This is a genomic window from Desulfobacula sp., from assembly GCF_030611305.1.
In the GTDB taxonomy this organism is placed as follows: Bacteria; Desulfobacterota; Desulfobacteria; order Desulfobacterales; family Desulfobacteraceae; genus Desulfobacula.
Genome location: NZ_JAUWQB010000056.1, coordinates 1 through 23,680, shown reverse-complemented (window position 1 = coordinate 23,680; position 23,680 = coordinate 1). Strand labels below are relative to the sequence as shown.

Sequence of the window (23,680 nt, the reverse complement as noted above, 5' to 3'; positions counted from 1 at the left end):
CCTGCAGCGCCGACTTGAAATTGCCAGGGCCATTGCCTCGGAACCCAAGGTGCTGCTGCTGGATGAACCTGCTGCCGGAATGAACCCCTCTGAATCCTCAGAGTTAATGAAAGACATTACACGCATATCAGAACTTGGTATTGACGTTCTCCTTGTGGAGCATGACATGAAAGTTGTGATGGGAGTGTGTGATCATATTGTATGTGTTGATCATGGTGTTAAGATTGCTGAAGGTGATTCTCATGAAATCCAGAATAACCCGAAGGTGATTGAAGCTTATCTTGGTCAGCCTGCCAACCAATAATTTTTAGGAGGAAAAAATGAAAAAAAGAGTTTTATCAATGATGGTTATGAGCCTTATTCTGGTTCCGTTTCTGTTTAGCGCAGTTTCTGCAAAAACTTTGAAAATCGGATCCATGAGTCCTTTAACAGGCCCCTATGCATCGGATGGAACAGATATTAAAAATGGTGTTTGGACTGCTATAAAAGTATTTGAAGAAGCAGGTGGAATCCCGGGATATGACAAAATTGAATTTTTTCCCCAGGATACAGCCTGTGATCCAAGACAGGCCGTTGCTGCAGCCAACAAGTTGATCAACCTTGGTGTTGTCGGTGTGGTGGGCGCCTATTGTTCTTCTTCAACTATTCCATCGTCCGAGGTGCTGGATGAAGAAAGTATTCCCATGATTACCCCGGCTTCCACCCATCAGGATGTTACGGATCGTGGACTTGAATATATGTTCAGGATGTGCGGAAGGGATGATGACCAGGCCCCTGCAGCTGCTAAATTTATCAAAGAAGCCCTGGGTGCCAAAACCATGTTTATAGTAGATGACAAAACCACCTATTCCCAGGGTCTTGCAGACGGTGTCCGTGAAGCCAGTAAAAAACTGGGCATTAAAATTCTGGGTCATGAGCATGTTAACCAGGGTGACAAAGACTTTTCTGCGATTTTAACTATGGCAAAACAGAAAAATGCCGATGTTTTCTACATGTCTCTCCAGGGATACTCTCCTGCTGCCATGATGACACTCCAGGCCAAACGTCTGGGTATGGACTCCCAGATCGTTACCCAGGATGCCGTATTCCAGCCCAAATACATGGAGGTTGCAAAAGCTGCATCAGAAGGTGTTTACCTGACCTATGGATTTACCGATCCCAATACACCTCAATACAAGGCCTTTGAAGAAAGATATGTGCCTAAATATGGTAAGATTGCTGCCTATGCGACCTATGCCTATGATTCGGCCACAGCTCTTTTAAAAGCCATTAAGGCTGCCGGTTCCACAGAACCTGCTAAAATTAAGGCTGAACTCATGAAACTGGATTACCAGGGTGTTGCAAAACATATTAAATTCGGACCTAAAGGAGATTCTGGATCTTCCTATATTGCCTTTAAAGTTGTTGGCGATAAGTTTGTTCCTTATTGGGAACCTGCAACCGGTCTGATCAAGTAAGATTGTGAAAAGTGTGATGCGGCTTGCATTTTAAAAAGCAGCCGCATCTTTTTGCTTACTTCAGGAAATAAAGTTAAGAAAATTAAATATAATGGAATATTTTATTCAGCAGTTGATTAACGGTATAACTCTTGGCGGGATGTATGCATTGATCGCACTGGGGTATACCATGGTATACGGTGTGATTCAGCTCATCAACTTTGCACATGGCGAATTTTTTGCTGCCGGCGGATATGTGGGGGCCATTGCCCTGGGGTATTTTTCCGGTATCGGATACATGGAAACCCACCCGGTGATCTGCCTGACGGCATCTTTTGCAATGGCCATGGCCTATTGCGCCTATCTGGCTGTCGGGGTTGAAAAAATCGCATATAAACCCTTGCGAAAAGAGTCCAGGCTGGCTGCGCTTTTATCTGCCCTGGGCATGTCTATTTTTCTTTCCAATGGGTTGATGCTCACCCAGGGAGTGTATGACAAGATTTATCCCAGTGAGTTGTTCCAGGGAAGATTTGATTTCGGCATGGTAACTATTTCCTATCTTCAAATTATGATTGTATCCTTGACTGCCTGCCTGCTGGTGGGGCTCAACCTCCTGGTATTCAAGACCAAGATCGGTATGGCCATGCGGGCTACGGCCCAAGACAAGACCATGTCAGCCCTTGTGGCCATCGGCAGCAACCGGATTATCTCACTGACTTTTGCCATTGGTGCGGGGCTTGCCTGTGCTGCCGGCATTATGTACGGCCTTTACTACGGATCGGTCCGGTATGACATGGGATTTGTTCCCGGTATCAAGGCCTTTGCAGCAGCCGTGCTGGGAGGAATCGGTAATATTACCGGTGCCATGCTGGGCGGCCTGATCATCGGAATGGTGGAAATATTCGGTGCCGGCTATATCTCAGGCGAGTACAAGGATGTGTTTGCATTTATTATATTGATTGGCGTTCTCTATTTTAAACCAAATGGAATTATGGGCGAGAATATCGATGATACAAGAGTTTAAAAAAGTTTGGAAACAATATACAATCGGCATGTTATGGCTTCTAGGGCTGCTTTGGCCCCTGCTGGGCATTCATTCCGACGGGACCATGACATTTCAGACGACATTTACAGTCTGGACTTATATACTGGCAGGCTCGTTTGTCTGTCTTATGATCTATGTGATCAAGGGCAGCGGTTCTTTGAAATTTGTTGCAGACCCGGTATCCCGGGCTGCGGGTAATATCAAGACCACTTCCACTGCCCTTCCCACCTGGATCTGGCTTGCTGCAGGCTTGATAGTTGCATTGATTTATCCCCAGTTTGCAGACCGATACGGCACTGATGTGGCCATCAGTGTGCTGCTTTATATCTGCCTGGGTCTTGGCCTTAACGTGGTGGTGGGTCTGGCCGGTATGCTGGATCTGGGTTATATTGCATTTTACGGTGTAGGCGCCTATACCTATGCCATTTTGAATACTGTTTACGGTCTGGGTTTCTGGGTCTGCCTGCCCCTGTCAGCCTTAACTGCATGCATTGCCGGCTGTATTGTGGGATATCCCACCCTTCGCATGAGAGGGGATTATCTGGCCATTGTTACCCTGGGATTCGGGGAAATCATCCGCATCATCCTCAACAACTGGATGGAGCTGACCAACGGTCCCAACGGAATCCTCGGGATCAAATCCATCGGTATTTTTCTGCCGGTATTTGAAAACGGATTTACTTTTGAGCATTTCTGGATGAAAAAACTCCAGCTCTTTTACTATTTTGCATTGGGCCTGGCCATTGTGGCGGCCATATGCGTTCATCGGCTGAATTTTTCAAGGGTGGGACGTGCCTGGGAATCCATCCGGGAAGATGAGACCGCAGCCGAACTCATGGGGGTTAATACTTTTATTTATAAACTTCTGGCCTATGCCATAGGTGCAATATTTGCAGGACTTGCCGGAGCTTTTTTTGCTGCAAGGATGAGATTTGTCAGCCCGGAAAGTTTTACTTTTCTTGAGTCAGCCATGGTGTTGTGCATGGTGGTTCTGGGCGGGATGGGTTCCATCCCCGGGATTATCCTGGGTGTTGCAGCCTTGATCGCTTTGCCCGAGGTTTTTCGCCAATTTGAATCCTATCGTATGCTGATTTTTGGCGCTACCATGGTTATCATGATGCTCTTCAGGCCGGCCGGTCTGATACCAGCCAAGCGCGTGGGAACCCGATCTGAAGAAAAGGAGGGCTAAAGGACAGATGAGTATACAACCGATTCTTGAATTAAAAGATGTTCACTCGGGATACGGGTCCATCAAAGCTCTGAAAGGTATATCCCTTAAGGTTATGCCCGGAGAAATCGTGGCTATCATAGGGGCCAATGGCGCTGGAAAATCAACAACACTCATGACCATCTGCGGTATTATCAAAGCTGAAAAAGGTGAAATTTACTATGCTGGCCAATTGATCAACAAAGTTTCGGCAGAAAAGCTTCCCACCATGGGACTTTGCCAGGTACCGGAAGGAAGACGGATTTTCCCTAGACTCACAGTTATGGAAAACCTGCGACTGGGAGCCTTTCACAGGGATGATATCGACCAGATTATGAAAGATATCCAGCATTCCTATGAGATGTTTCCCATTCTGGGAGAAAGGAAAAAACAGCAGGGCGGAACCCTGTCCGGCGGAGAACAGCAGATGCTGGCCATTGCAAGGGCGCTCATGACAAAACCAAAGGTTCTCTTGCTGGATGAACCGTCCCTGGGGCTTGCGCCCATCATTGTTCAGCAAATTTTTGATATCATTGCCCAAATCAACAAGGAAGAAGGTGTCACCATCCTCTTGGTTGAGCAGAATGCTAATCTTGCACTCCATGCAGCATCAAGGGGTTATGTCGTTGAAACAGGCGAAATTACCCTTGAAGATGAGGCAGATGTCCTGTTGAGCAATCCAAAGATCAGGGAAGCCTATCTTGGTGAATAAGGATATTTCTGATCAAATAATCCATTCATAATTTTCAGCCGGTTTCACTTTAATTTGAAACCGGCTGTTTTATTTTCAACAACAATTTTTTTCAACTGAAATCATTTATTATCATCCTGTATATTCCAGATAAGATCCAAAAGTAATGAGAATAGCGATAAGACAGGCAATAACAGGCGTGAGAAACCAGGCGAGAAGGATGTTTTTTAAAGTATGAATACTGACCGTGCTGGCGCCTTTTATTATTCCAATACCTAAAACGCTCCCTACTACTGCCTGAGAACTTGATACCGGCACACCAATAAGCGTATAAATATGGATTGTGATACCAACGGCCATTGAGACCATAAGCGCTGAAAAAGGATCAAGTGATACAAGTTTTTTCCCTATGGTTTCCATTACCGGTTTTGAGAATGTAAGAATTCCAAAGGCAATGCTGAGGCCTCCGATAAGCGCTGCTCCAGAGATACTTAGGGTTCCGGCACCCACGAAAACAGCAGCTACGTTGGCCACATTATTGGCGCCAAGGGCATATGCACCATATGATCCAGAAATAACAAGACAGATTCTCAATAATTGATCCGAGCGAAACAGACTGATTTTTAAATGATTATAAACAAATGCCAGTAACTTGTACAAAATTATTGTGATTAATGCCCCGCCGACAGGTGTTGTAAACCAGCAGATAAATATTTTGCCAAGGCCTGCAAGGTGCAATTGGCTGTTGATGATACCGATGCCGATAATCGCTCCTACAACAGCCTGGGATGTGGATACGGGCAATCCTAAAAAAGTCATGGCACTAACCGTTAGCGCTGCTGCAATAGAAGATATAACTGCCTGGGAAATATCAAAAGAAGTTAAGCCTTTTAAGGTCTCTATCCCTGCCTGGCCCGATATCAGTGCGCCTAAAATTACAAAGATTGATGCAAGAAAAGCCGCTGTCCAAAATTTAATCATTCTGGATGAAACCGCAGTCCCGAAAATATTTGATGCATCATTGGCTCCCAGAGACCACCCTAAAAATATACCACCAAAAAGGGAATACATTAAACCATCCTCTTCATGCTGAAAATATTAACCATTTTTGATACTCGATCTGCCTGGTCAGATATATCGCCCATACAAATAATCAACTCTTTGAGCTGGAGTTTAACAAAAGGGTCAATATTTGAAGTGAACGTTTTTTGTATCAGCCTTTTTTCAATGTAGTCACAATGGCTTTCGTGTTTATCAATGGTATTCATAAAAGTGCGCGTGCCCGTTTCCTTTTTGATAAACCCGATCACCTGTTTTGAAAGAGTTTCACACGCCTCCAGACTGATTTTAATAAGTTCCTGAATATCTTTAAAAAACTTTTCAGGGATGACAAGCTTCTGGTATTTAATCATGAAAAGTACAATTTCGAGGTAGCCGGGAATTTTATCCAAGGCATGAAGAAGTTTCATGATATCTTCCCTTGAGTCAGGTATTAATACCTTGCCATACATAAGGTTGTTTATCTCATCAATAATATCATCAGCTTTGGATTCGTATTTATCGGTCTGTTCTTTGAGAAAATTAAATTCCTCACAAAGGGGTTCTCTAATACATGAAAAGACCGCCTTTTCAAAATTTTCACATATTAATTGAAAATTCTCAAGATACTTGTATATCAACTCTTCTACCCTGTTTTCGTGTTTGGAAAAAAATTTAAACATGCTGTCCTCCGCTATTGTCTTTCCATTTGTTTGTTATAATCTGATGATTTCAACCTCCTGGTTGCAGTATTCCATAAATTTTACCAGGTCTTTAGAAGAGATGGTGGTGGTCGCGGTATTTTCCATGGGATGGAAATTGAGAAGTTCATTTTCCATCATTTCTTCATCCAGGATCACTTTGACAGCATGATTTTTATCATTGATAACGGCAAAGGGGGTCACTGCACCCGGGATGACACCTAAAACCTCAGCCAAAAGATCAGGCTTGCCAAAGGACGGACTTTTGGCACCGATTTTTTTGGCCACTTCCTTGATTTTAATGGACTTGTCAGAAAGGGTGACTACCAAAAACAGGTTTTTCTTTTTGTCTTTAAAAAACAAGTTTTTACTATGGACTCCGTCTATTCCTTCATGGTGCAGGTCGGCTTCTTCAACCGTATAGACTGCCGGGTGTTCATGGTTTGTGTATTCAACGCCGATCTGAGTGAGTACATTGAGCAGCTCGTCCTGGGTTTGTAGCATATTTTCCTCTCTTTTCTTAATTATTTGGGTTCAAGGTTAAACAGGATATCGTTTTCCAGATAAACCTGTTCCAGTTGGTTTTGATACCGGGTCAGTTCCTCTCCTTTTTTATTGGCCAGTTCCTGAACAATATACTGGATCACTGCCAGCACGCCTGATACATTGCCGATGAACGGGATGGACCTTGCCGGAACCACAAGGGACAGGTCCGCAAACTGGATTACCGGGCAGATGCTGCTGTCTGTCATGGTTAATAAGGTGTGGCCACTGCGGCGGATCATTTTGCTCAACTTGATCAGTTCATTGGGATACCGGGTGGTGGCCATAAGAATTACCAGGCAGTTGGAATGGGCATTGGTGAGCATATCCATGGATGTGCTGTCACTGCCTTTCATGATATGAACCCCTTTTCTGATCTTTGTCAAAGACCAGCCCAGATAATAAGCAAATGTATAGGACAGTCTTGAGCCGACCACATAAACGGTATGGCTTTTATCCAGGTGGTCAACAAATTGGTTCATGGTATCAATATTAATATTTTCATACAAATATTTCAGGTTGTTCAGTTCTTCCAGGATACCCATATGAAGTCTGTCTGTCCCTGGCTCCTTAATGCCTTTGATGGCAGCTCTTTCAGGAAGAGAAAGGCCTGTGTTGACAAAATCTTTTAATGCTTCCTGGAAATCTGAATATCCTTTGAATCCAAGGGTGCTGACAAAGCGGACTACTGTGGCCTCACTGATCTGACAGGTTTCTGCCAGTTCTTTTGTGGTCATGAAGACCGCCTTGGAAGGATTTTGCATAATATAAGTTCCAAGGGTTTGGGCCTTGGGGGTCAGAGAATCCAGTTTGTTTGAAATATCGTTTATTACAGGGTGTGTTGAAGAATCATTCATAATATATTGTCTTTTCTATGATATATTGTCAAAGTAAATGAGTCATTTTTTTTATTGTAAGTCTCTAAATTTAAGAAAAATTTATAACAAGATTAAAAACTTGTCAAGTGGTTATGAAAGAAAAACTATCATTTTTAAACAAAATACTTGACACGAATTCTTTCGTATTGTATTTGCGATGATAGGGAGCAAAATAATATAAATCCTAAATTTTAAGAGAAGGCCAATGTTTTTGAAAAAAAAACCCATGTGGGGAAAAAAGACCAAGCTTAAATCAAGTTATGATGTGGTTATCATCGGAGGAGGGCTTCACAGCCTGGCAACGGCTTATTTTCTTGCAAAGGAACATGGCATCACCGATATCGCGATTATAGAGAAAAACTATATCGGATTTGGCGGTGCCGGCAGAAATACTGCTATTGTCCGCGCTAATCAGCGGACACAGTATAATGTTCCCCTTTATAAGGAAGCCCTTGATCTCTGGCCGGTTCTGACAAAGGACCTGGATTACAATTTAATGTTTAACAATTGCGGGAATTTAAACCTCATGCACAGTGAAGCTGCCATGAAGGCTGCCCGCATGACAATTGCCACAGCTCAGTTTCATGGAGTAGAAAGTCATCTTATTGATGCAAAAGAAGCAAAAGAGCTGGTTCCGGCCCTGAATATCTCAGAAGATATTACATTTCCAATTCATGGCGCCATGTTCCATCCGCCGGGTGGTGTTGTTCGCCATGATGCCGTGGTCTGGGGACTTGCAAGAGGTGCTGCCCAAAAAGGTGTTGAGATTCACCAGCAGACCGAAGCTTTGGGAATCGGCACAAAAAACGGTAAGGTAACATCTGTAACAACCAGCCAGGGAGTCATAAATACCAAACAGGTATTGATTTCAGCCGGAGGCTATTCTGCTGCCCTGATTTATGACATGCTTGGAATCAAGCTTCCCATTAGCGTTTTGACAATTCAGGCCATGGTGACCCAGCCCCTGAAACCGGTTCTTGATCATGTGGTTTCCTCGGGTGCCTATCACTGCTATGCCAACCAGACTTTGAAAGGTGAAATAGCCACAGGTGCTCACATGGATCCATGGCCTAACTATACAACTTTGAATACAGCCCACTATATCAAACATCAAGCTGAGGCACTTTCCGAATTTCTTCCCTGTTTAAGAGGAGTCAGGTTCATGAGAATCTGGGGAGGGCTTGCTGATATGACACCTGACATGGCACCTATCATGGAAGGCAACAACCATGTTGAAGGATTTTTCATGGATTGTGGATGGGGCTATTTTGGATTTAAATCCTGCTCTGCCGTTGGTAAATATATGGCCGAATACATGGCAACAGACAACTGCCCTGACATGTTGAAACCTTTTGCTCTGAGTCGGTATCAAGAGCACAAGCTCATGGGTGAAACCGCTGCACTTGTGAATTACAGCCCAGATAATTAGCCGGCAATTAGACATAAGGAGAAAAGAAAATGGCATTAACAATCACATGTCCAATTTGCGGGAAAAGAAACGGATATGAATTCAAGTTTGGTGGAGAGGAAAAAGGCCCAAGACCTGAAGAGAAAGATCTGACCCCGGAAGCCTGGTGCGATTATGTGCACATGAACAAATGTGTTGCAGGGGTCCAGCAGGAATGGTGGTTTCATAAAGATGGATGCGGGTCATGGTTTCCCATTTACCGGGATACAACCACGAACCTTGAACAGGAAGACCAGAAGGCAACAAATCAGGAGGGCAAAAATGATGAACAGGTTTAATCATCTGCCTACATTGAAAGTAGATACGACTCAGAAAATTGCCTTTATATATAAAGGGAAAAAACATTATGGGGTAAAGGGCGATACCGTTGCAACGGCTTTATATGCAAACGGGATCAGGATATTCGCCAGAAGCCTCAAATATCACAGGCCCAGAGGGCTTTACAGCCTTGACGGTGAATGCAGCAATACCTGTATGGAAGTAGACGGTATCCCAAATGTCAGGTGCGAAAACACGCTGCTTGAAGACGGTATGGTCATAAAAGAGCAGAATGTCAAAGGTTCTGCTGAAAATGATTACATGTCTTTTCTGGATAAACTGGACTGGTTGATGCCGGCAGGATTTTACTATAACGTGATGCATAAGCCTGCAAAAATCTGGCCCATAGCCATGAAGCAGATCAGAAAGGCTGCAGGGCTTGGCAAAATCAGTCCTGATTATGAAATGCCCGGCAAATTTGATGAGGTCTTTTTGAACACGGATGTTTGTGTCATCGGTGGCGGTCCTGCCGGAATGATGGCAGCTCTTTCATCTGCCCAAAAAGGTCTGCGGGTCATCCTTATGGAATCCCGGCCCTGGCTGGGAGGATTTTTCGAATACAGGTCAGGGCAGTACAAAGATCGTCAGGCCCTCCATGAAAGGGCTCTATTCCTTGCAAACGAGGTGGCTGCACATGAGAACATTCGCTCGTTTACGTCTACATCTGCTGTGGGAACCTATAACAACAATCTTGTCACCGGGTTCCAGATCGGGAAAAAAGAAGATGTTTTTGATCAACGATATATTGAAATAAGAGCCAAAAGTGTTGTTGCTGCAGCCGGATGTATTGAAAGGCCTTTGATTTTTGACAACAATGAAAGACCGGGTGTCATGCAGATCGCATGCGCCTTACGACTTGCAAAAACATATGGGCTTCTGCCCGGTAAAAAGGCGGTTTTCAGCATTGGTCATGATCTGGGGCTTGAAGCGGCATTGGAACTTCATGATCTGGGGCTTGCCATTTCCTGTGTTGCAGATATCAGGGAAGATGGACATGATCCTGAGCTTTTAAAAAAGATAGAAGATAAAAAAATACCCCTTCTCAAAGGGTGGGTGGCAACAAAAGCCCATGGCAGCAAACTTGTAAATAAAATCAGCCTTGCAAGTGTTGACGGTCTGGTCTCAAAAAGTTTTGACTGCGACCTTGTTGTGGCATCAGCGGGTATCACACCGGTTACCGGTCATATTACAGTGGCCCAGGGAACGCTCAAGTATGATAACCATACGGGTTGTTTCCTTCCGGACCAGATGCCGGAAAAAATGCATGCTGCCGGTCGTGTCCTGGGCTTAAACGATCCTTTATCCGTAGAAGCATCTGGAACGCTTGCCGGACTGCAGGCTGCCTTTGACTGTGAAAATTGTTCCATCCAGGAAATCGGGGAAGCCAGAAAAGCTCTGGAAAACCTTCCCGGACCTGTCCGGGGAACAAAGCTTGTAACAGCACCTGTGAAAGGCCGTAAGAGTTTTATCTGTTTTGATGAAGATGCAACCATTAAAAATATCAAACAGGCCATTGAAAAAGGCTTTGATGTGCCCGAACTGATCAAGCGGTTTACAGCCACGGGATTAGGACCTGGCCAGGGCGGTATCCCCGGTCATAACCTGCCTTTGTATGTGGCTAAATATCAGACTTTGCCCGATGTTTCCATCAGGCCCACCAATGTCAGACCGCCCCTTGTTCCCACACTGATTTCTACCTATGCCGGGGTCAATCACAAGATGTTTAAAATAACGCCCATGGATGAAATGCAGAGAAAAGACGGTGGAATTTTCAGAAATCTTGGCGTCTGGCAGCGGGCACGTTATTTTTCAAATGATCTAACCTGTAAAAAAGAGATTGAAAATGTCAGATCCAATGTGGGAATGCTGGACGGATCAACCCTTGGAAAATTCAGGATTCATGGATCCGATGCATTAAAAGCACTCCAGCGGGTGTTTGTATCAGATATGTCCAAGGTAAAACAAGGGCGGGTCAAATATTCTGCCATGTGTAATGATGACGGCTGCGTGATAGATGATGGGGTTGTCGTCAAACAGGGAGAAAATGACTATTATTTCACCACTTCAAGTGGTCGTGCAGGACAAACCGTTGAATGGATCAGATACCACACCAGGTATGATGGGTGGACTTTTGCCCTGGTAAACCTCACTGATTCCCTGGGTGTGATCAACCTGTCCGGCCCCAATGCCAGGAAGGTGCTGGAAAAAGTTGTGGATATTGACATTTCAAATGAAGCCTTTGGATATTCCGAATACAAAGAATTTAAAATCCAGGATACCGTTCAGACCAGAGCAATGCGCCTGGGATTTGTGGGTGAGCTTTCCTATGAGCTGCATGTACCGTCTTCTTATGTGAAGGCTGTCTGGCTCATGCTCAATGAAGCCGGAAAAGAATTCAATATCAAGAATTTTGGTGTTGAAGCCCAGAACGTGCTTCGTATGGAAAAATGCCATATCATTCTGGGCCAGGAATCTGAACAGAGAACAAATCTTTTGGATTTGGGCCTGGGCTTTTTGTGGGATCGCAACAAAACAGAAGCTAAAACAGTGGGTGCAGTAGCATTGCGTCAGGCAGAAAATGATCAAACCCGGCTCAAGCTTGTGGGATTTAAAACGGAAAACAATACAAGAGCTCCCAGGGACGGCGCATTGGTTGTGGATGAAAAAGTAAGGGGATATATCTGTACTGCAAGAGACAGCTTTTCATTAAACGAGGCAGTGGGCATGGCCCTGGTTGAGGGTGAGCTTTCCAAGATCGGCACCCGGCTTGAGATTTATGAAGATGAGTGCGGGGATGACCGGATATACGGGAAAGTGGTAAAAATGCCGTTTTATGATCCTGAAGGAACAAGGATGAAAATGTAAGGGAAAAATTATGAAAGAAATACAAAGAGTTTCCCCGGTTGTATTTAAAAGTACACCTGTTAAAACTAAGACAAGGGACAACTGGGAAGTGGTTATGGAGTATAGTGAAGAAGGTGACGGGCCATTTCTGGTTGACTTGAGCCACAGGCCGCGGTTTGATCTGCAGGATTCCAACCTTGCAGCCCAAAAACCTTTTGGAATTGAAATTCCTGAAACACCAGGCATTTGTGTTCTTGAGAAAGGTGTTCTTGCCAATCGTATGAACGGCACCCAGGTGTCATTGTATAACCTGGATAGCGACGATACAGCCGTTATGCCGGATGAATCAGGATATACAGATGTTACAGAATCCACAATGTGTGTTGCACTGATCGGGAAAAATGTGTTTTCAATTTGTGAAAAATTGACAGCACTTGATTTTATGGACCCGCAAAGAAAGGCACCTTTTCTTTTTCAGGGACCTTTTTCCCATGTGCCGTGTCAGATTGTGACACTGAGTAAAGAGGGTGATATCTCGGGATTGGTATTGACCTGCTCAAGAGGATATGGAAGAGATATGATTCATTCCATCCTTCATGCAGGAGAAGAATTCAAACTTACACCTGCCGGAGAAAACCGGTTCACAAACTGGATTAAAGAATTATAAAAAAGGAGATAAAAATTATGAACAAAAAATATGATGCAATTATTATTGGTGCCGGCGTTATTGGTTGCCCCATAGCTTATGAGCTTTCCAAAATGGGGTACAAAACCCTTAACGTTGACAAGCTTGCCGATGCCGGAGAAGGCTCTACCGCCGGATCATGCGCCATTGTAAGAGCTCATTATTCTACTGCTGACGGTGTGGCCATGGCCTATGAAGGCTTTAAATACTGGCTGGACTGGGAAAATTACCTGGACAATGTAACAGATGAAAAAGGCCTTGCCAAATACATGAACACAGGATCAATCCTGATCAAGTCCCAGGGACATGACTGGAAAAAAGTTCAAAAAAATTATGATGAAGTGGGTGTTAATTACGAAGAATGGTCAGTTGCCAAGATAAAAGAAATGGTTTCTGTTGCTGATCTCCATGAATTCTGGCCTGTGAGACGTCCTGAAGATCCGAAATTCTTTGATGACCCAGTCAAAGAGCTTGAAGGGGCTATCTTTTGCCCTGAAGGCGGTTATGTGAATGATCCGGCTCTGTCTGCCCATAATATCATGAGAGCTGCCGAAGCCAAGGGTGCTGAGTTTATTTTCAATGCCGAGGTGGTTGATATCAGAAGCGAAAACGGCAAAGTAGCCGGTATTACATTGAAAGACGGCACTCGGATTGATGCCGGGATTGTTGTCAATGTAGGTGGGCCTCATTCATTTATGGTCAACAAGATGGCTGAAGGTGTATGGGAAGGCTGCAATATTAAAACCAAGGCCTTAAGACATGAAGTCATGTATTGTCCTTCACCTGAAGGATATGATTATCTCAATGACGGGTATCATATGTCTGACGGAGATATTGGCTGTTATGTACGTCCGGAAGTGGGAAATACATTTCTCATCGGCAGCGAAGACCCGGAATGTGATCCCCAGGAATGGGTTGATCCTGATGAGTTTTATGCCGGCAAAGGCGGACATGGAAAAGACAATGTCCTGACTGATGAACAGTGGAAAGCACAGTGTTACAGGCTTGGTAAACGGATTCCATCTCTTCAGGTACCCAATCAGCCCAAAGGGGTTGTTGATCTGTATGACTGCTCTGATGACTGGATTCCTGTTTATGACAAATCTGATCTTCCTGGATTTTACATGGCCATTGGAACCAGCGGCAACCAGTACAAGAATGCGCCGGTTGTCGGCCGCATGATGGCCGAGTTGATTGATGCCTGTGAAAAGGGCCTGGATCATGATAAAGAGCCGCTCCAGTACAAGTTCAAGCATACTGACAGGTCAACAGATGTGGGTTTTTTCTCAAGAAAACGGGAAATCAACTATAACAGTTCCTTTTCCGTAAACGGATAGGAGAAGCTTTTTAAAAAAGAAAGGTTAATTTTCTGTGGTGAATAACTAATGCAAATCTATATCTGTGTTAAACATGTTCCTGATTCTGCTGCTAATATTACCATTGTTGAGAAAAACCGTATTGATGAAAATCTAACCTTTCTTTTAAATCCCTACGATGAACATGCGGTTACCGAAGCTGTCAGGATTAAAGATAATCTGCCGGATTCTGAAATTGTTGCGGTCTGCCTTGGAAAGGATGATGCAGAAAAAACCCTTAGGTCTGCCATGGCCATGGGGGCTGACAGAGGGCTTTTGATCGCAAGTGATAAAAATCACGACAGCATTGAAACGGCACAAGCTCTTAAAGCTGCCATTGAGCAGGACGGAAACCCCGGACTGATTTTTACGGGCAAGGAATCCATTGATGCCGAAGGAATGCAGACCATGTTTCGTATCGGGGCCTTATTGGATCTTCCGGTTGCAACAAACGTGGTCAATCTGGATATTGAGGCGGGCAGGGCAGTCGTTGACTGTGCGCTATCCGGCGGCACTGCCAATACCTATGAATTGTCTTTGCCCTGTGTGATCGGTGCAGGAAGGGGGTTGAACACTCCCAGATATCCGACCTTTCCCGATGTGGTTAAATCAAAAAAAAAACCGGTTAAAAAAATTGCTTTTTACGACCTGAAGATCGAACCTTCGAAAGCAGGTATGAAGATTGTTGAGCTTGAGCCCCTGCTACAAAAAAGGGAGCCGAAAGAGATAAAGGGCGATGCCGGTGAAGTCGCAAAAAAAATTCTAAGAATCCTTAAAGATGAAGCAAGGGTCATATGATGAAAAATATCGGTATCATCATAGAACTGGATAACGGAAAAATCAAAGAGACCAACTTTGGTATGATCACTCTGGCAAGGGCGAAAGATACGGAACTTTTTGCGGTTGTCATGGATGCAGATGCTGCAAGTGTAAAAGAGGACCTGGAATTATTTGGTATCACAAAGATCGTTGAAGTCTGCCTTTCAAAAGACCAGCAGGCCAATCCGGTTGTCAGGGCGAAAGTCATCATAAATGTCATTAAAGCGTATAATATTTGTGCGGTTTTCGGTCTTTCAACTGCAACGGGCAAAGACCTTCTGCCGCGGATTGCAGCTTTTCTTGAAGCTTCTTTGGTTATGGACTGTTATGCTGTTGATCTTGAACAAAATCTTGTCAAGACATCCCAGTATTCAGGCAAAACCATTGCTACGATAAAAGTAACCGGAGATGTCCTGGTGTTTGGTGTAAGACCCAATGCGGTTGAGCCGGTGAAGGCCCAAGCTTCGGCCCGGATAGTGAAGTTGAAATTGGATGAAAGCAACCTTGTTGCCAAAGGTTTCAGGGTTATTAAAACAAGCGAAGTTGATGAAAGCACAAACATCAACCTTGTCGAGGCTGATGTGATCATTGCCGGAGGAAGGGGGATGAAAAACGGTGACAATTTTACCATTCTTTCAAAATGCGCAGAAAAGCTCAATGCTGCCGTCGGGGCTTCCCGGGTGGCTGTGGATGCAGGCTGGGTGCCCTATTCCATGCAGGTGGGGCAGACCGGTGAAAAGGTAAGCCCCATGGTCTATATTGCCTGCGGTATCTCAGGATCTGTCCAGCATTTTGCCGGCATGAAAACTTCCGGCATGGTAATCGCCATAAATACGGATGGAAATGCATCTATAATGTCCAATTGTGATTATTATGTTAAGGCAGATGCGTTGGAAATTATACCAGAGTTGATAAAGCACTTGGAAAATGACTGATTCAAAGATAATAAGCCGGGAAGATTTTTGCGGGATCTGGATACCGCAGATTATCTGTCCATCTGCATTCAGATAGTATTATCTCGGTGATAACCCCACCAGTATTATCATCCTTGAAATTGTACTGCGCTGAAAAATTTGAATGTAAAATCAGATTCACAGGAAAGGTCAAGGGAACTGATTTTCATATTAATAAATTTTATTTTTGATATATTATTAATATTTTTTAATATATCAATTTACTCAATAAAGAATATTTGAAAAAGAAATTGTAATATTTATTAGATAAACTATTGCTGGCAACCGGTTGACATGATACAAGATAAAAATTAATTTTAAGCCTCTTTTAAAAGGCTGTTATTGAATTTAAATTTAGATAAAAGACAGGCCATTATAACATGCAGTATGGAGATGAATGGAGACATGAAGATGGGCTCGGCAAAACGATTTGGACAATTGCTCAATGTAGATTTGAGTTCAAGTCAGTGCTATGTTTCAGCATTCCCTGAAACTGCATTGGAATATATCGGAGGGCGCGGATTTAATATCTGGTACCTCTATCATCATCTTGCTTCCGGAACAGATCCTCTGGCCCCTGAGAACATGCTGCTGCTATCATGCGGCCTTCTTACAGGGTCATCTGCTCCGACCTCAGCAAGGCTGCATATTAACGCGCTCTCACCTTTGACAGGAATATTGGGAAGTTCAAATATTGGCGGGTATGCAGGCGCCTGGCTCAGGTCCTGTAACATTGCCTCCATCATCATCACGGGAAAATCGCAAAAACCTGTCTACCTTTATATTGATTCCAATGGAGCCCGCCTTGAGGATGCATCCCATCTCTGGGGACATGATACCTTTGAAACCCAGGAGATGATTAAACTATCCCATAATGATAAAAAATTAAAGATCCTCGCCATCGGGCCTGGAGGCGAAAGCAAGGTCAGGTTTGGTGCGATTATAAGCGAAAGGGATCATGCTGCCGGTAGAACGGGAATGGGGTCGGTTATGGGATCAAAAAATCTTAAAGCCATTGTGATTTCCAAGGGAAGCCATAAACATTTTCATGCTATTACACCCTTGCAGAAAAAGGCTGTCAACTCCTATGTGTCCCAAATAAAAAATTCAACGGCGTTTGATTTTTTTTCAAAATATGGCGGTGCCGGATATGTTAAATGGGTGAATGACTTTGGTATCATGGGCAGCAGGAATTATAGCAAAATCGGGATCAAGCAGATTGAAAAAATAGATTGCAGGCAGCTTGAGAAAAATATTGTCCGGTCCAGTGGCTGCTTTCGATGTCCGGTCCAGTGCAAAGCTGACCTTAAGCTGGATGGACTGGAGAAAGATGAGCTATTTACACGACCGGAATTTGAACCTGTTATTAACCTGGGACCAAAATGTGGTCTTGAAGATCTTTCCCAGATCATTAAACTGGATAATCTGTGTTCCCGTCTGGGAGTAGACAGCACTTCAGCCGCCAGTGTTATTGCCTTTGCCATGGATCTTTTTGAAAAAAAATTGTTACCCGGTGATCTGCCAGACCATATGATTGATGATCTCGACCTTTCCTGGGGTAATGCCGCCACCATGGAAAAATTAATTTACCAGATGGTTGAGGGCAAAGGTCTTGGTAAAATTTTAAGTCTTGGCACAAGAAAGGCGGCAGAAATCATCGGCAATGGTGCATCTAAACATGCGGCTCATATCAAGGGGCTTGAACTGACCGCCTATCACCCGGCAGCCATTATGGGCACTGCCCTTGGATATGCTGTATCAAGCCGGGGTGGTGATTATAATAATGTATATGCATCCCTTGAATACAGCTGGACTAAAGAAGAGGCAAAAAAAGAGTTTGGAACCAACGAAGCAGTTAACATTAAATCCATTTGCGCAAAAGGGCCTTTGATAAAAAAAGCCGTTACCACCAATATCATTATTGATTGTCTGGGTCTTTGCAAGGTGCCGGTTTTATCTCTTTTAAGATCCTTTAACCTTGAAAATGAAGTAAGACTCATCAATGGCCTGACGGATTTAAGCCTTTCAAAAAAAGACCTTTTTGACGCAGGACAAAAAATTGCAAATCTTGAGAAGCTTTTTAATATCCGGCATGAAAACGGGGATATTGAAGACAAACTTCCTGAAATGTTTATTAAAAAAAACCATACTAAGGGATTAACCCTGAAAAATTTTGAAACCATGTTACAGGAGTACTACACTGCCATGGGGTGGGATGAGAAAGGTATTCCTCCTGAACCGGCTTAGAAAACGAATTTTACCAAATTGGAGGAAAAAAAATGATTCAGTCTTCGAATATTCAAACAAGATCCGTTGGCATGAAAATTTTTACCGATGACCAGATCTGGGAAATAAAACAGGCCGCTTTTGATATTATTGAAAGAGTCGGGTTTAAATGCCAGCACAAAGAAGTTCATAAAATGATGAAACAGGCCGGTGCATGGGTCAAGGACAATAACATCAAAATTCCAAGGCATATTGTTAAAGAATGCCTGGTCACAACCCCCAATGGCTGGACCATCTATGACAGGAATGGCAGGCGGGCAATGGAAGTGGAAGGGGAGAAAAGCCATTATGGCACGTCCACTGCCAGTCCTTTTACACGGGATGCATTTATCGGTGAAATCCGGAATACCAGTATCAAGGATATTGAGCTGGGTGGAAAAGTTGCAGATTACCTGGATGGCATTGATTTTGTTATGCCCATGGGAACGGCTCAGGATGTACCTGGAGATGCTGCCGAAGTCCATGAATTTCCCGCCCTTGTTGCCAACACCACAAAGCCGGCTGTTTTCATTGGTTATACAGCCCTTGGCTGTGAGTATGTTTACGAGATGGCGGCCGTGATTGCCGGAGGACAGGAAAATTTAAGTCAGAAACCCTTTATTATCGCCTATCCTGAGGCTATTGCACCTCTTTTTTTCCCGGATGAAGTGGTTGAGCGTATTTTTGTGGCAGCAGATAGGTTCATGCCCCAGCTGCCGGGTTCAACCGTCCAGGCAGGTGCCACAGGGCCGGTTACACTGGCAGGGCTTATCACCCAGATTACGGCAGAATCACTTATCCATATCACCATTGCTCAGCTGCGGAAAACAGGATGCCCTGTTGCCATGAGCGGTAATGTTGGTATCCTTGATATGAAAACAGCACTCATGGCAATGGGCGCACCGGAAAACAACCTTGCCCTTGCTGCCCAGGCAGAGGTGGCACAATCCTTTAATCTGCCTACCTGGGGGCTTGCCGGTGCAACTGATTCCAAAATGCTGGATGCCCAGGCAGGCATTGAAAGTGCTTTTTCAATATTGAGCCAGGGCCTTTCCGGTTTGAACCTTATCCATGATGTCGGGTATCTGGCTGCGGGCATGGCATGTTCCCTTGAACAACTGGTCATGGGCAACGAAGTGATCGGTATGACAAAGCGGTTTGTACAAGGTATTACAGTAAACAGGGAAACCATTGCAAGGCAGATAATAGAAGATGTGGGACCTGGCGGTCATTTTCTCGTGCAGCAGCATACCATGGACCATTTTAAAAAAGAACTGTGGAATGCCAAACTTATGAATCGTCAGACCATTGATGTCTGGAAAGCTGCCGGCAAACCGTCAATGGAAGACAGGGTAAAAGAAGAAGTCAGGATGATCTCAGAAACCCATAAGCCTGAGCCCTTAAGCGACAAGATCCTTTCAGAGCTTGACCGATTGAAAAGAGAAGGTGAAAAGGAAATTCTTGCCAAATTAAAAAAAGGATGATGGAGAGAAATAAATGACCCAAAAAAATATGATGCCATCATCATTGGTGCCGGTATCATCGGAAACAGTATTGCCTATGAACTGGCTTTGAAAGGCTATAAAACACTGAGCATTGACAAGCTGGGCGGTTCGGGATTTGGTTCCACTGCCGGGTCCTGTGCCATTATCCGGCTGTACTATTCCTCCCCGGAAGGGGTGGCTCTTGCCCGGGAAGGGTATTATTACTGGCTGGACTGGCAAAGGTACTTAAATGTTTCCGACCCTGACGGCATGGCCTATTATAAAAATACCGGCGCCATGGTCTTTAAATCCAAGATTAACGATAATCTTACAAATGTCATGAAATCCCTGGATGCCCTTGGTGTGGGCTATCTGGAACTGACACCGGAAGAAATGAAGCCATATCTCCCCAAGCCGGACTTAAGATCCTTCCATCCGCAAAAACTCATGGATGACCCGGAATTTGGAAAACCCACCGGTGATAGTATCAACGGAGCTGTCTTTGTGCCTGAATCAGGCTATGTGAGTGATCCCAAGCTTTCCACTCATAATGTGGAAATGGCAGCAAGGAATGTGGGATCGGATTTTATGTTCAATACTCAAGTTGTGGATATCTTAAAAAAGGACAACAGGGCAGTTGGTGTGGCCCTGAAAGACGGCAGCAAAATTTACGCCCCGGTGGTGGTCAATGTGGCAGGCCCCCATTCATACCTCATCAACCAAATGGCGGGTGTCGAAGATCAAATGAATATTAAAACCCGTGCCTTGCGAGTGGAAGTGGCCCATGTGCCAAGCCCTGAAGGTGTAAACTGGGAGAAAACGGGGATTATAACATCTGACAGTGATCTCGGTGTCTATACCCGGCCTGAAATCGGCAATCACTTTTTAATCGGCAGCGAAGAACCAGAATGTGATCCTTTGGACTATGTTGATCCTGATAATTACAATACTGATTTTACAGACCAGATAAGAACCCAGGCCATGCGGGAAGCCATGCGGATTCCGGATCTGCCGATTCCAAACAAGAGTCAGGGCCTGGTGGACCTCTATGATGTTTCAGATGACTGGTACCCCATTTATGACAAGTCAGATTTGCCTGGATTTTATCTGGCCATCGGCACCAGCGGCAACCAGTACAAGAATGCGCCTGTGGTAGGTGGATTTATGTCAGACCTTATCCAGTACTGCGAAAGCAGCAATGACCATGACAAGACACCTTTGCAATATAGGATGAAATATATTAACCATACATTGAATATTGGTTTTTTCAGCCGGAACCGGGAAATCAATCAGGATTCCAGTTTTTCGGTTATCGGATAAAAAGAGCGCTATAGAGCCTGAATAGGATCTGCTGCTTTCGGCACAGACTTTCAATTATGATTTAATTAGCTCGTTCATAGAGGATCGCGGAACGAGTATGAGGATATAATAACTACCATTTGTAAAACAAATATTTTTTTTCAATCTCCCTACCTGCGAAAACAAGAACTGGGATATCATAGGGGACCTCATTAACAGGTAAAGGAAAACTGAAGGATTACAGAGATAGTCCTGGTTTTTTTTAATTCTGGATACCCAACCCTATAGCCAGTAGAGCTCACTCAACCTTGATTAAATATTTGAAATAATAATGAATTTTTTGTTGATTTACTGGGCCCAATTAAAATGCTAAAAAACTCCGTCATTAAGCCAGGGATAAAACCTTTCTCAAAATGTCTATCCTTTTTGAGAAGAATGTTCCTTTTTATTCATTTGGGCGGAATGAGGCACCAAGATCCCTGTAAATAGGCCATGTCGTTTCAGTGTCATAATGTATAGTTTGTGAGATTCAAAAGATCCCAAAGGGTTGATAGGCGGTTACTCGGTCAGTTCGTCATGTGCAGCCAGGATTAATCTTTTTCCGGTCAGCTTGAAGCCCCTTATTTGTCTATCCATCAAGGTTTTTCAGGTTGTATAGGATGGTATTAGAATGACCCAAGTCCTTTTGTATGAGCATTAGGAAGGGGCCTATGGGGGGATTCCTAAAGCCTTTGTATCGATAGATATCCCCTCTTGAAAATATTATATTTTTATGCCCGAGAGTTCATATATCAGCCTGTATTTTGCTTAAGCCACACATTACAAGTTCACTATATCACACATAGAATCATAGATTTCCAAAACTTAATATAGATTTATATCTATATGTTATAATAAGGATAAAAATTTTAAAGCAATCGTATGCCTAATTACAATTTGCCCTATCCACTCAAAATAAACTTGACAAAACACATTGTTTGTTGTAAAAATAACACCAACTTTGTTCTAATTTAAATATATCGAGGTTTATCATGGCTGTAAAAGCAAGTTTAAAAATCATCCTAATGGCAGATGATACAGTAGTTGCAGAATCAGATGATGCGATTCTATGGCAAAATGTTTTAGTCGCTATAAACAGTGGAAATTCTCTTGTTGAACAAACTATTACCTCCGGCGGAACGACCAATAGTGGTAGCGATATAGATTCGCAATCCGATAATGGACAACCGGAAGAGACCATTGCCTGCTTTGCAAAAGAGTTAGATATCTCAATTGAGTGCCTGCAAAGTGCGTGTTCCCCCAAAGCCGAACCACCGTATATTCATTTAGATAAACATTACTGGGAGGCCCTTAAAACAGCACTACCTAAAAGAGGGACTAAGGCAATTGCTGACGTTATCATTGCAGCGACTATTCTTATTTTATGGAAGGATAGTGCTAATTTGGGGAAAACTGCCCTTAAGGAAGCTACTGCTGTTCTTAAAACACTTGAAGTCTCAGCGAATAACCCTACTCGATCAATAACCAATTGTGAATGGCTCCAGATCAAGAAGGGAAATATCGTTCTTAACCCCGCATTAACATCGAAAGCCATCAATGTGGCCAAAGCTTATTGTCTCAAACAAGATCCAAATTCCATGGAGTAATGAGCGTTGACAGAGAAACAATTCCTCCAAAAAATAGGAGTATCAAACCTCAGTAGCATTGAGCGTGCTATCAGCTTGTTGTGGTTTGTTACGATCAATGACAACGAGACAGAACTCTCATGCACCTCTATTTGTAAAAAAATTGAAGATGTGGGTTTTGGTAAGCAAAATCCATCCAGACTATCTAAAGGCTTTTCTAAAGACAAAAGAGTGGTTCGTGGATCTGGGAAAAGCTTCAAGATCTCAGCGAAAATGATGCCTGAGCTAACAAAACAATACTCACAATTTTTACAAACAATACCGATTGAACCATCAGATTCGGTTTTGGATCTTGACTTATTTAAAAATGCAAGGGGATACACCCAAAAGGTGCTACTTCAACTTAATGGTAGCTATGATTTCGGCTTGTTTGATTGTTGCGCCGTGATGTGTCGTAGGCTTCTCGAAACATTGATAATAGAAGCTTATGAGGAAAAAAGGCTTTCTGATGAAATAACCGGTTCGGATGGAAACTTCTTTATGTTCTCTGGCCTACTGAACCATCTTGAAAGTAAAAAGCGGATTCAATTGAGCAGGAATGCCCTGCGAGGATTAAAGGATTTTAAGAAGCTTGGGGATCTATCAGCACACAACCGACGTTTTAATGCCAGAAAAACTGATATAGATAAAATACAACCCGGATTACGAATTGCTTGCGAAGAACTTCTTTATCAAGCATGTCAAGGGCCTTAGATCAACATAAAGAGCCTTAGAATAGTTCAAGCTGTTAACAATAAACCAGTATCGGAATGTGTCAATAGAAATGAGACACCATTTATAATAAATTAAGCTCTAATCATTTCGCTTTCTTTCTGTTTAGGTTTATTAATCCAAGCTGCTTCCGGTAATTCCGGTGGTTGAGGTATTTTCCCTCTGAACCGGGCAGGATTTTTTTCAAAAGCATTTTTAAGAATAACGCAACGCTGATCATAAACTTCTTGTGCCAGCCCATAGTGAAGTTGCTCA

20 protein-coding genes and 2 pseudogenes are annotated in these 23,680 nt (G+C 43.6%); 17 read left to right on the top strand and 5 right to left on the bottom strand.

The genetic code is table 11. The features are described from left to right. From QAI40_RS11480 to QAI40_RS11460, 5 genes and pseudogenes are all read left to right on the top strand, one after another. Positions 1 to 304 (top strand): annotated as a pseudogene (locus tag QAI40_RS11480) (ABC transporter ATP-binding protein); the annotation flags it as partial. Between the two features lie 16 nt (positions 305 to 320). Beyond that, entirely contained in the window at positions 321 to 1,457 is a 1,137-nt protein-coding gene (locus tag QAI40_RS11475) for a branched-chain amino acid ABC transporter substrate-binding protein (protein WP_299981936.1), read from the top strand. A gap of 91 nt (positions 1,458 to 1,548) precedes the next feature. After that, on the top strand, positions 1,549 to 2,460 hold the full coding sequence (locus tag QAI40_RS11470; RefSeq protein ID WP_299981933.1) for a branched-chain amino acid ABC transporter permease: 912 nt from the start codon (positions 1,549 to 1,551) through the stop codon (positions 2,458 to 2,460). After that, positions 2,444 to 3,670, top strand: a complete 1,227-nt coding sequence (gene livM, locus QAI40_RS11465; RefSeq protein WP_299981930.1) for a high-affinity branched-chain amino acid ABC transporter permease LivM — start codon at positions 2,444 to 2,446, stop codon at positions 3,668 to 3,670. Before QAI40_RS11470 ends, livM begins: the two co-directional genes overlap by 17 nt. Before the next feature lie 7 nt (positions 3,671 to 3,677). After that, complete coding sequence (locus tag QAI40_RS11460; RefSeq protein ID WP_299981927.1) at positions 3,678 to 4,400, top strand: ABC transporter ATP-binding protein; 723 nt, start codon at positions 3,678 to 3,680, stop codon at positions 4,398 to 4,400. Between the two features lie 111 nt (positions 4,401 to 4,511). Here the strand turns inward: QAI40_RS11460 and QAI40_RS11455 are convergent, their stop codons facing one another. The 4 genes from QAI40_RS11455 to QAI40_RS11440 are packed head-to-tail and all read right to left on the bottom strand — an operon-like array spanning position 4,512 to position 7,518. Further along, positions 4,512 to 5,450 carry an inorganic phosphate transporter gene (locus tag QAI40_RS11455; RefSeq protein ID WP_304511640.1) on the bottom strand — a complete coding sequence of 313 codons (939 nt, stop codon included), beginning with the start codon at positions 5,448 to 5,450 and terminating at the stop codon, positions 4,512 to 4,514. After that, on the bottom strand, positions 5,450 to 6,100 hold the full coding sequence (locus QAI40_RS11450; protein WP_299981921.1) for a DUF47 domain-containing protein: 651 nt from the start codon (positions 6,098 to 6,100) through the stop codon (positions 5,450 to 5,452). Before QAI40_RS11450 ends, QAI40_RS11455 begins: the two co-directional genes overlap by 1 nt. A gap of 33 nt (positions 6,101 to 6,133) precedes the next feature. Next, the gene (locus QAI40_RS11445) at positions 6,134 to 6,622 is read right to left on the bottom strand and encodes a prolyl-tRNA synthetase associated domain-containing protein (protein WP_299981918.1); all 489 of its coding nucleotides are present in this window, start codon (positions 6,620 to 6,622) and stop codon (positions 6,134 to 6,136) included. 20 nt (positions 6,623 to 6,642) lie between these two features. After that, on the bottom strand, positions 6,643 to 7,518 hold the full coding sequence (locus tag QAI40_RS11440; protein WP_299981916.1) for a MurR/RpiR family transcriptional regulator: 876 nt from the start codon (positions 7,516 to 7,518) through the stop codon (positions 6,643 to 6,645). 226 nt (positions 7,519 to 7,744) lie between these two features. On the opposite strand from QAI40_RS11440, the gene QAI40_RS11435 reads away from it, so the two are divergent. The 12 genes from QAI40_RS11435 to QAI40_RS11380 all read left to right on the top strand — a co-directional run bounded on the left by QAI40_RS11435 (position 7,745) and on the right by QAI40_RS11380 (position 23,407). Then, entirely contained in the window at positions 7,745 to 8,968 is a 1,224-nt protein-coding gene (locus QAI40_RS11435; RefSeq protein ID WP_299981913.1) for an NAD(P)/FAD-dependent oxidoreductase, read from the top strand. 29 nt (positions 8,969 to 8,997) lie between these two features. Continuing rightward, positions 8,998 to 9,285, top strand: a complete 288-nt coding sequence (locus QAI40_RS11430; RefSeq protein ID WP_299981910.1) for a sarcosine oxidase subunit delta — start codon at positions 8,998 to 9,000, stop codon at positions 9,283 to 9,285. Next, positions 9,269 to 12,190, top strand: a complete 2,922-nt coding sequence (locus tag QAI40_RS11425) for a 2Fe-2S iron-sulfur cluster-binding protein (RefSeq protein ID WP_299981907.1) — start codon at positions 9,269 to 9,271, stop codon at positions 12,188 to 12,190. Before QAI40_RS11430 ends, QAI40_RS11425 begins: the two co-directional genes overlap by 17 nt. Before the next feature lie 10 nt (positions 12,191 to 12,200). After that, the gene (locus QAI40_RS11420) at positions 12,201 to 12,836 is read left to right on the top strand and encodes a sarcosine oxidase subunit gamma SoxG (RefSeq protein WP_299981904.1); all 636 of its coding nucleotides are present in this window, start codon (positions 12,201 to 12,203) and stop codon (positions 12,834 to 12,836) included. A gap of 17 nt (positions 12,837 to 12,853) precedes the next feature. After that, entirely contained in the window at positions 12,854 to 14,191 is a 1,338-nt protein-coding gene (locus QAI40_RS11415; protein ID WP_299981901.1) for an NAD(P)/FAD-dependent oxidoreductase, read from the top strand. Between the two features lie 48 nt (positions 14,192 to 14,239). Next, complete coding sequence (locus tag QAI40_RS11410; protein WP_299981899.1) at positions 14,240 to 15,007, top strand: electron transfer flavoprotein subunit beta/FixA family protein; 768 nt, start codon at positions 14,240 to 14,242, stop codon at positions 15,005 to 15,007. Then, the gene (locus tag QAI40_RS11405; protein ID WP_299981896.1) at positions 15,004 to 15,963 is read left to right on the top strand and encodes an electron transfer flavoprotein subunit alpha/FixB family protein; all 960 of its coding nucleotides are present in this window, start codon (positions 15,004 to 15,006) and stop codon (positions 15,961 to 15,963) included. The genes QAI40_RS11410 and QAI40_RS11405 overlap by 4 nt, the downstream gene beginning before the upstream one ends. Before the next feature lie 360 nt (positions 15,964 to 16,323). Beyond that, a complete protein-coding gene (locus QAI40_RS11400; RefSeq protein WP_299981893.1) occupies positions 16,324 to 18,228 on the top strand; it encodes an aldehyde ferredoxin oxidoreductase family protein in 1,905 nt (634 codons plus the stop codon). Positions 18,229 to 18,260: 32 nt separating this feature from the next. Then, positions 18,261 to 19,730, top strand: coding sequence for a trimethylamine methyltransferase family protein (locus QAI40_RS11395; RefSeq protein WP_299981890.1), 1,470 nt, complete (start codon positions 18,261 to 18,263; stop codon positions 19,728 to 19,730). A gap of 9 nt (positions 19,731 to 19,739) precedes the next feature. Further along, positions 19,740 to 21,050: an NAD(P)/FAD-dependent oxidoreductase gene (locus QAI40_RS11390; protein WP_299981938.1), complete on the top strand. Its 1,311-nt coding sequence runs from the start codon at positions 19,740 to 19,742 to the stop codon at positions 21,048 to 21,050. Between the two features lie 1,010 nt (positions 21,051 to 22,060). After that, a complete protein-coding gene (locus QAI40_RS11385) occupies positions 22,061 to 22,675 on the top strand; it encodes a hypothetical protein (RefSeq protein ID WP_299981887.1) in 615 nt (204 codons plus the stop codon). Positions 22,676 to 22,681: 6 nt separating this feature from the next. Then, complete coding sequence (locus QAI40_RS11380) at positions 22,682 to 23,407, top strand: hypothetical protein (RefSeq protein ID WP_299981884.1); 726 nt, start codon at positions 22,682 to 22,684, stop codon at positions 23,405 to 23,407. Between the two features lie 92 nt (positions 23,408 to 23,499). Here the strand turns inward: QAI40_RS11380 and QAI40_RS11375 are convergent. Further along, positions 23,500 to 23,680, bottom strand: a pseudogene (locus QAI40_RS11375) (IS3 family transposase); the annotation flags it as partial.

Excerpts from the sequence above, each read along its gene's own strand:
- QAI40_RS11475 (WP_299981936.1), top strand. The coding sequence starts at position 321 with ATGAAAAAAAGAGTTTTATCAATGATGGTTATGAGCCTTATTCTGGTT.
- QAI40_RS11470 (WP_299981933.1), top strand. The coding sequence starts at position 1,549 with ATGGAATATTTTATTCAGCAGTTGATTAACGGTATAACTCTTGGCGGG.
- livM (WP_299981930.1), top strand. The coding sequence starts at position 2,444 with ATGATACAAGAGTTTAAAAAAGTTTGGAAACAATATACAATCGGCATG.
- QAI40_RS11460 (WP_299981927.1), top strand. The coding sequence starts at position 3,678 with ATGAGTATACAACCGATTCTTGAATTAAAAGATGTTCACTCGGGATAC.
- QAI40_RS11455 (WP_304511640.1), bottom strand. The coding sequence starts at position 5,450 with ATGTATTCCCTTTTTGGTGGTATATTTTTAGGGTGGTCTCTGGGAGCC.
- QAI40_RS11450 (WP_299981921.1), bottom strand. The coding sequence starts at position 6,100 with ATGTTTAAATTTTTTTCCAAACACGAAAACAGGGTAGAAGAGTTGATA.
- QAI40_RS11445 (WP_299981918.1), bottom strand. The coding sequence starts at position 6,622 with ATGCTACAAACCCAGGACGAGCTGCTCAATGTACTCACTCAGATCGGC.
- QAI40_RS11440 (WP_299981916.1), bottom strand. The coding sequence starts at position 7,518 with ATGAATGATTCTTCAACACACCCTGTAATAAACGATATTTCAAACAAA.
- QAI40_RS11435 (WP_299981913.1), top strand. The coding sequence starts at position 7,745 with ATGTTTTTGAAAAAAAAACCCATGTGGGGAAAAAAGACCAAGCTTAAA.
- QAI40_RS11430 (WP_299981910.1), top strand. The coding sequence starts at position 8,998 with ATGGCATTAACAATCACATGTCCAATTTGCGGGAAAAGAAACGGATAT.
- QAI40_RS11425 (WP_299981907.1), top strand. The coding sequence starts at position 9,269 with ATGATGAACAGGTTTAATCATCTGCCTACATTGAAAGTAGATACGACT.
- QAI40_RS11420 (WP_299981904.1), top strand. The coding sequence starts at position 12,201 with ATGAAAGAAATACAAAGAGTTTCCCCGGTTGTATTTAAAAGTACACCT.
- QAI40_RS11415 (WP_299981901.1), top strand. The coding sequence starts at position 12,854 with ATGAACAAAAAATATGATGCAATTATTATTGGTGCCGGCGTTATTGGT.
- QAI40_RS11410 (WP_299981899.1), top strand. The coding sequence starts at position 14,240 with ATGCAAATCTATATCTGTGTTAAACATGTTCCTGATTCTGCTGCTAAT.
- QAI40_RS11405 (WP_299981896.1), top strand. The coding sequence starts at position 15,004 with ATGATGAAAAATATCGGTATCATCATAGAACTGGATAACGGAAAAATC.
- QAI40_RS11395 (WP_299981890.1), top strand. The coding sequence starts at position 18,261 with ATGATTCAGTCTTCGAATATTCAAACAAGATCCGTTGGCATGAAAATT.
- QAI40_RS11385 (WP_299981887.1), top strand. The coding sequence starts at position 22,061 with ATGGCTGTAAAAGCAAGTTTAAAAATCATCCTAATGGCAGATGATACA.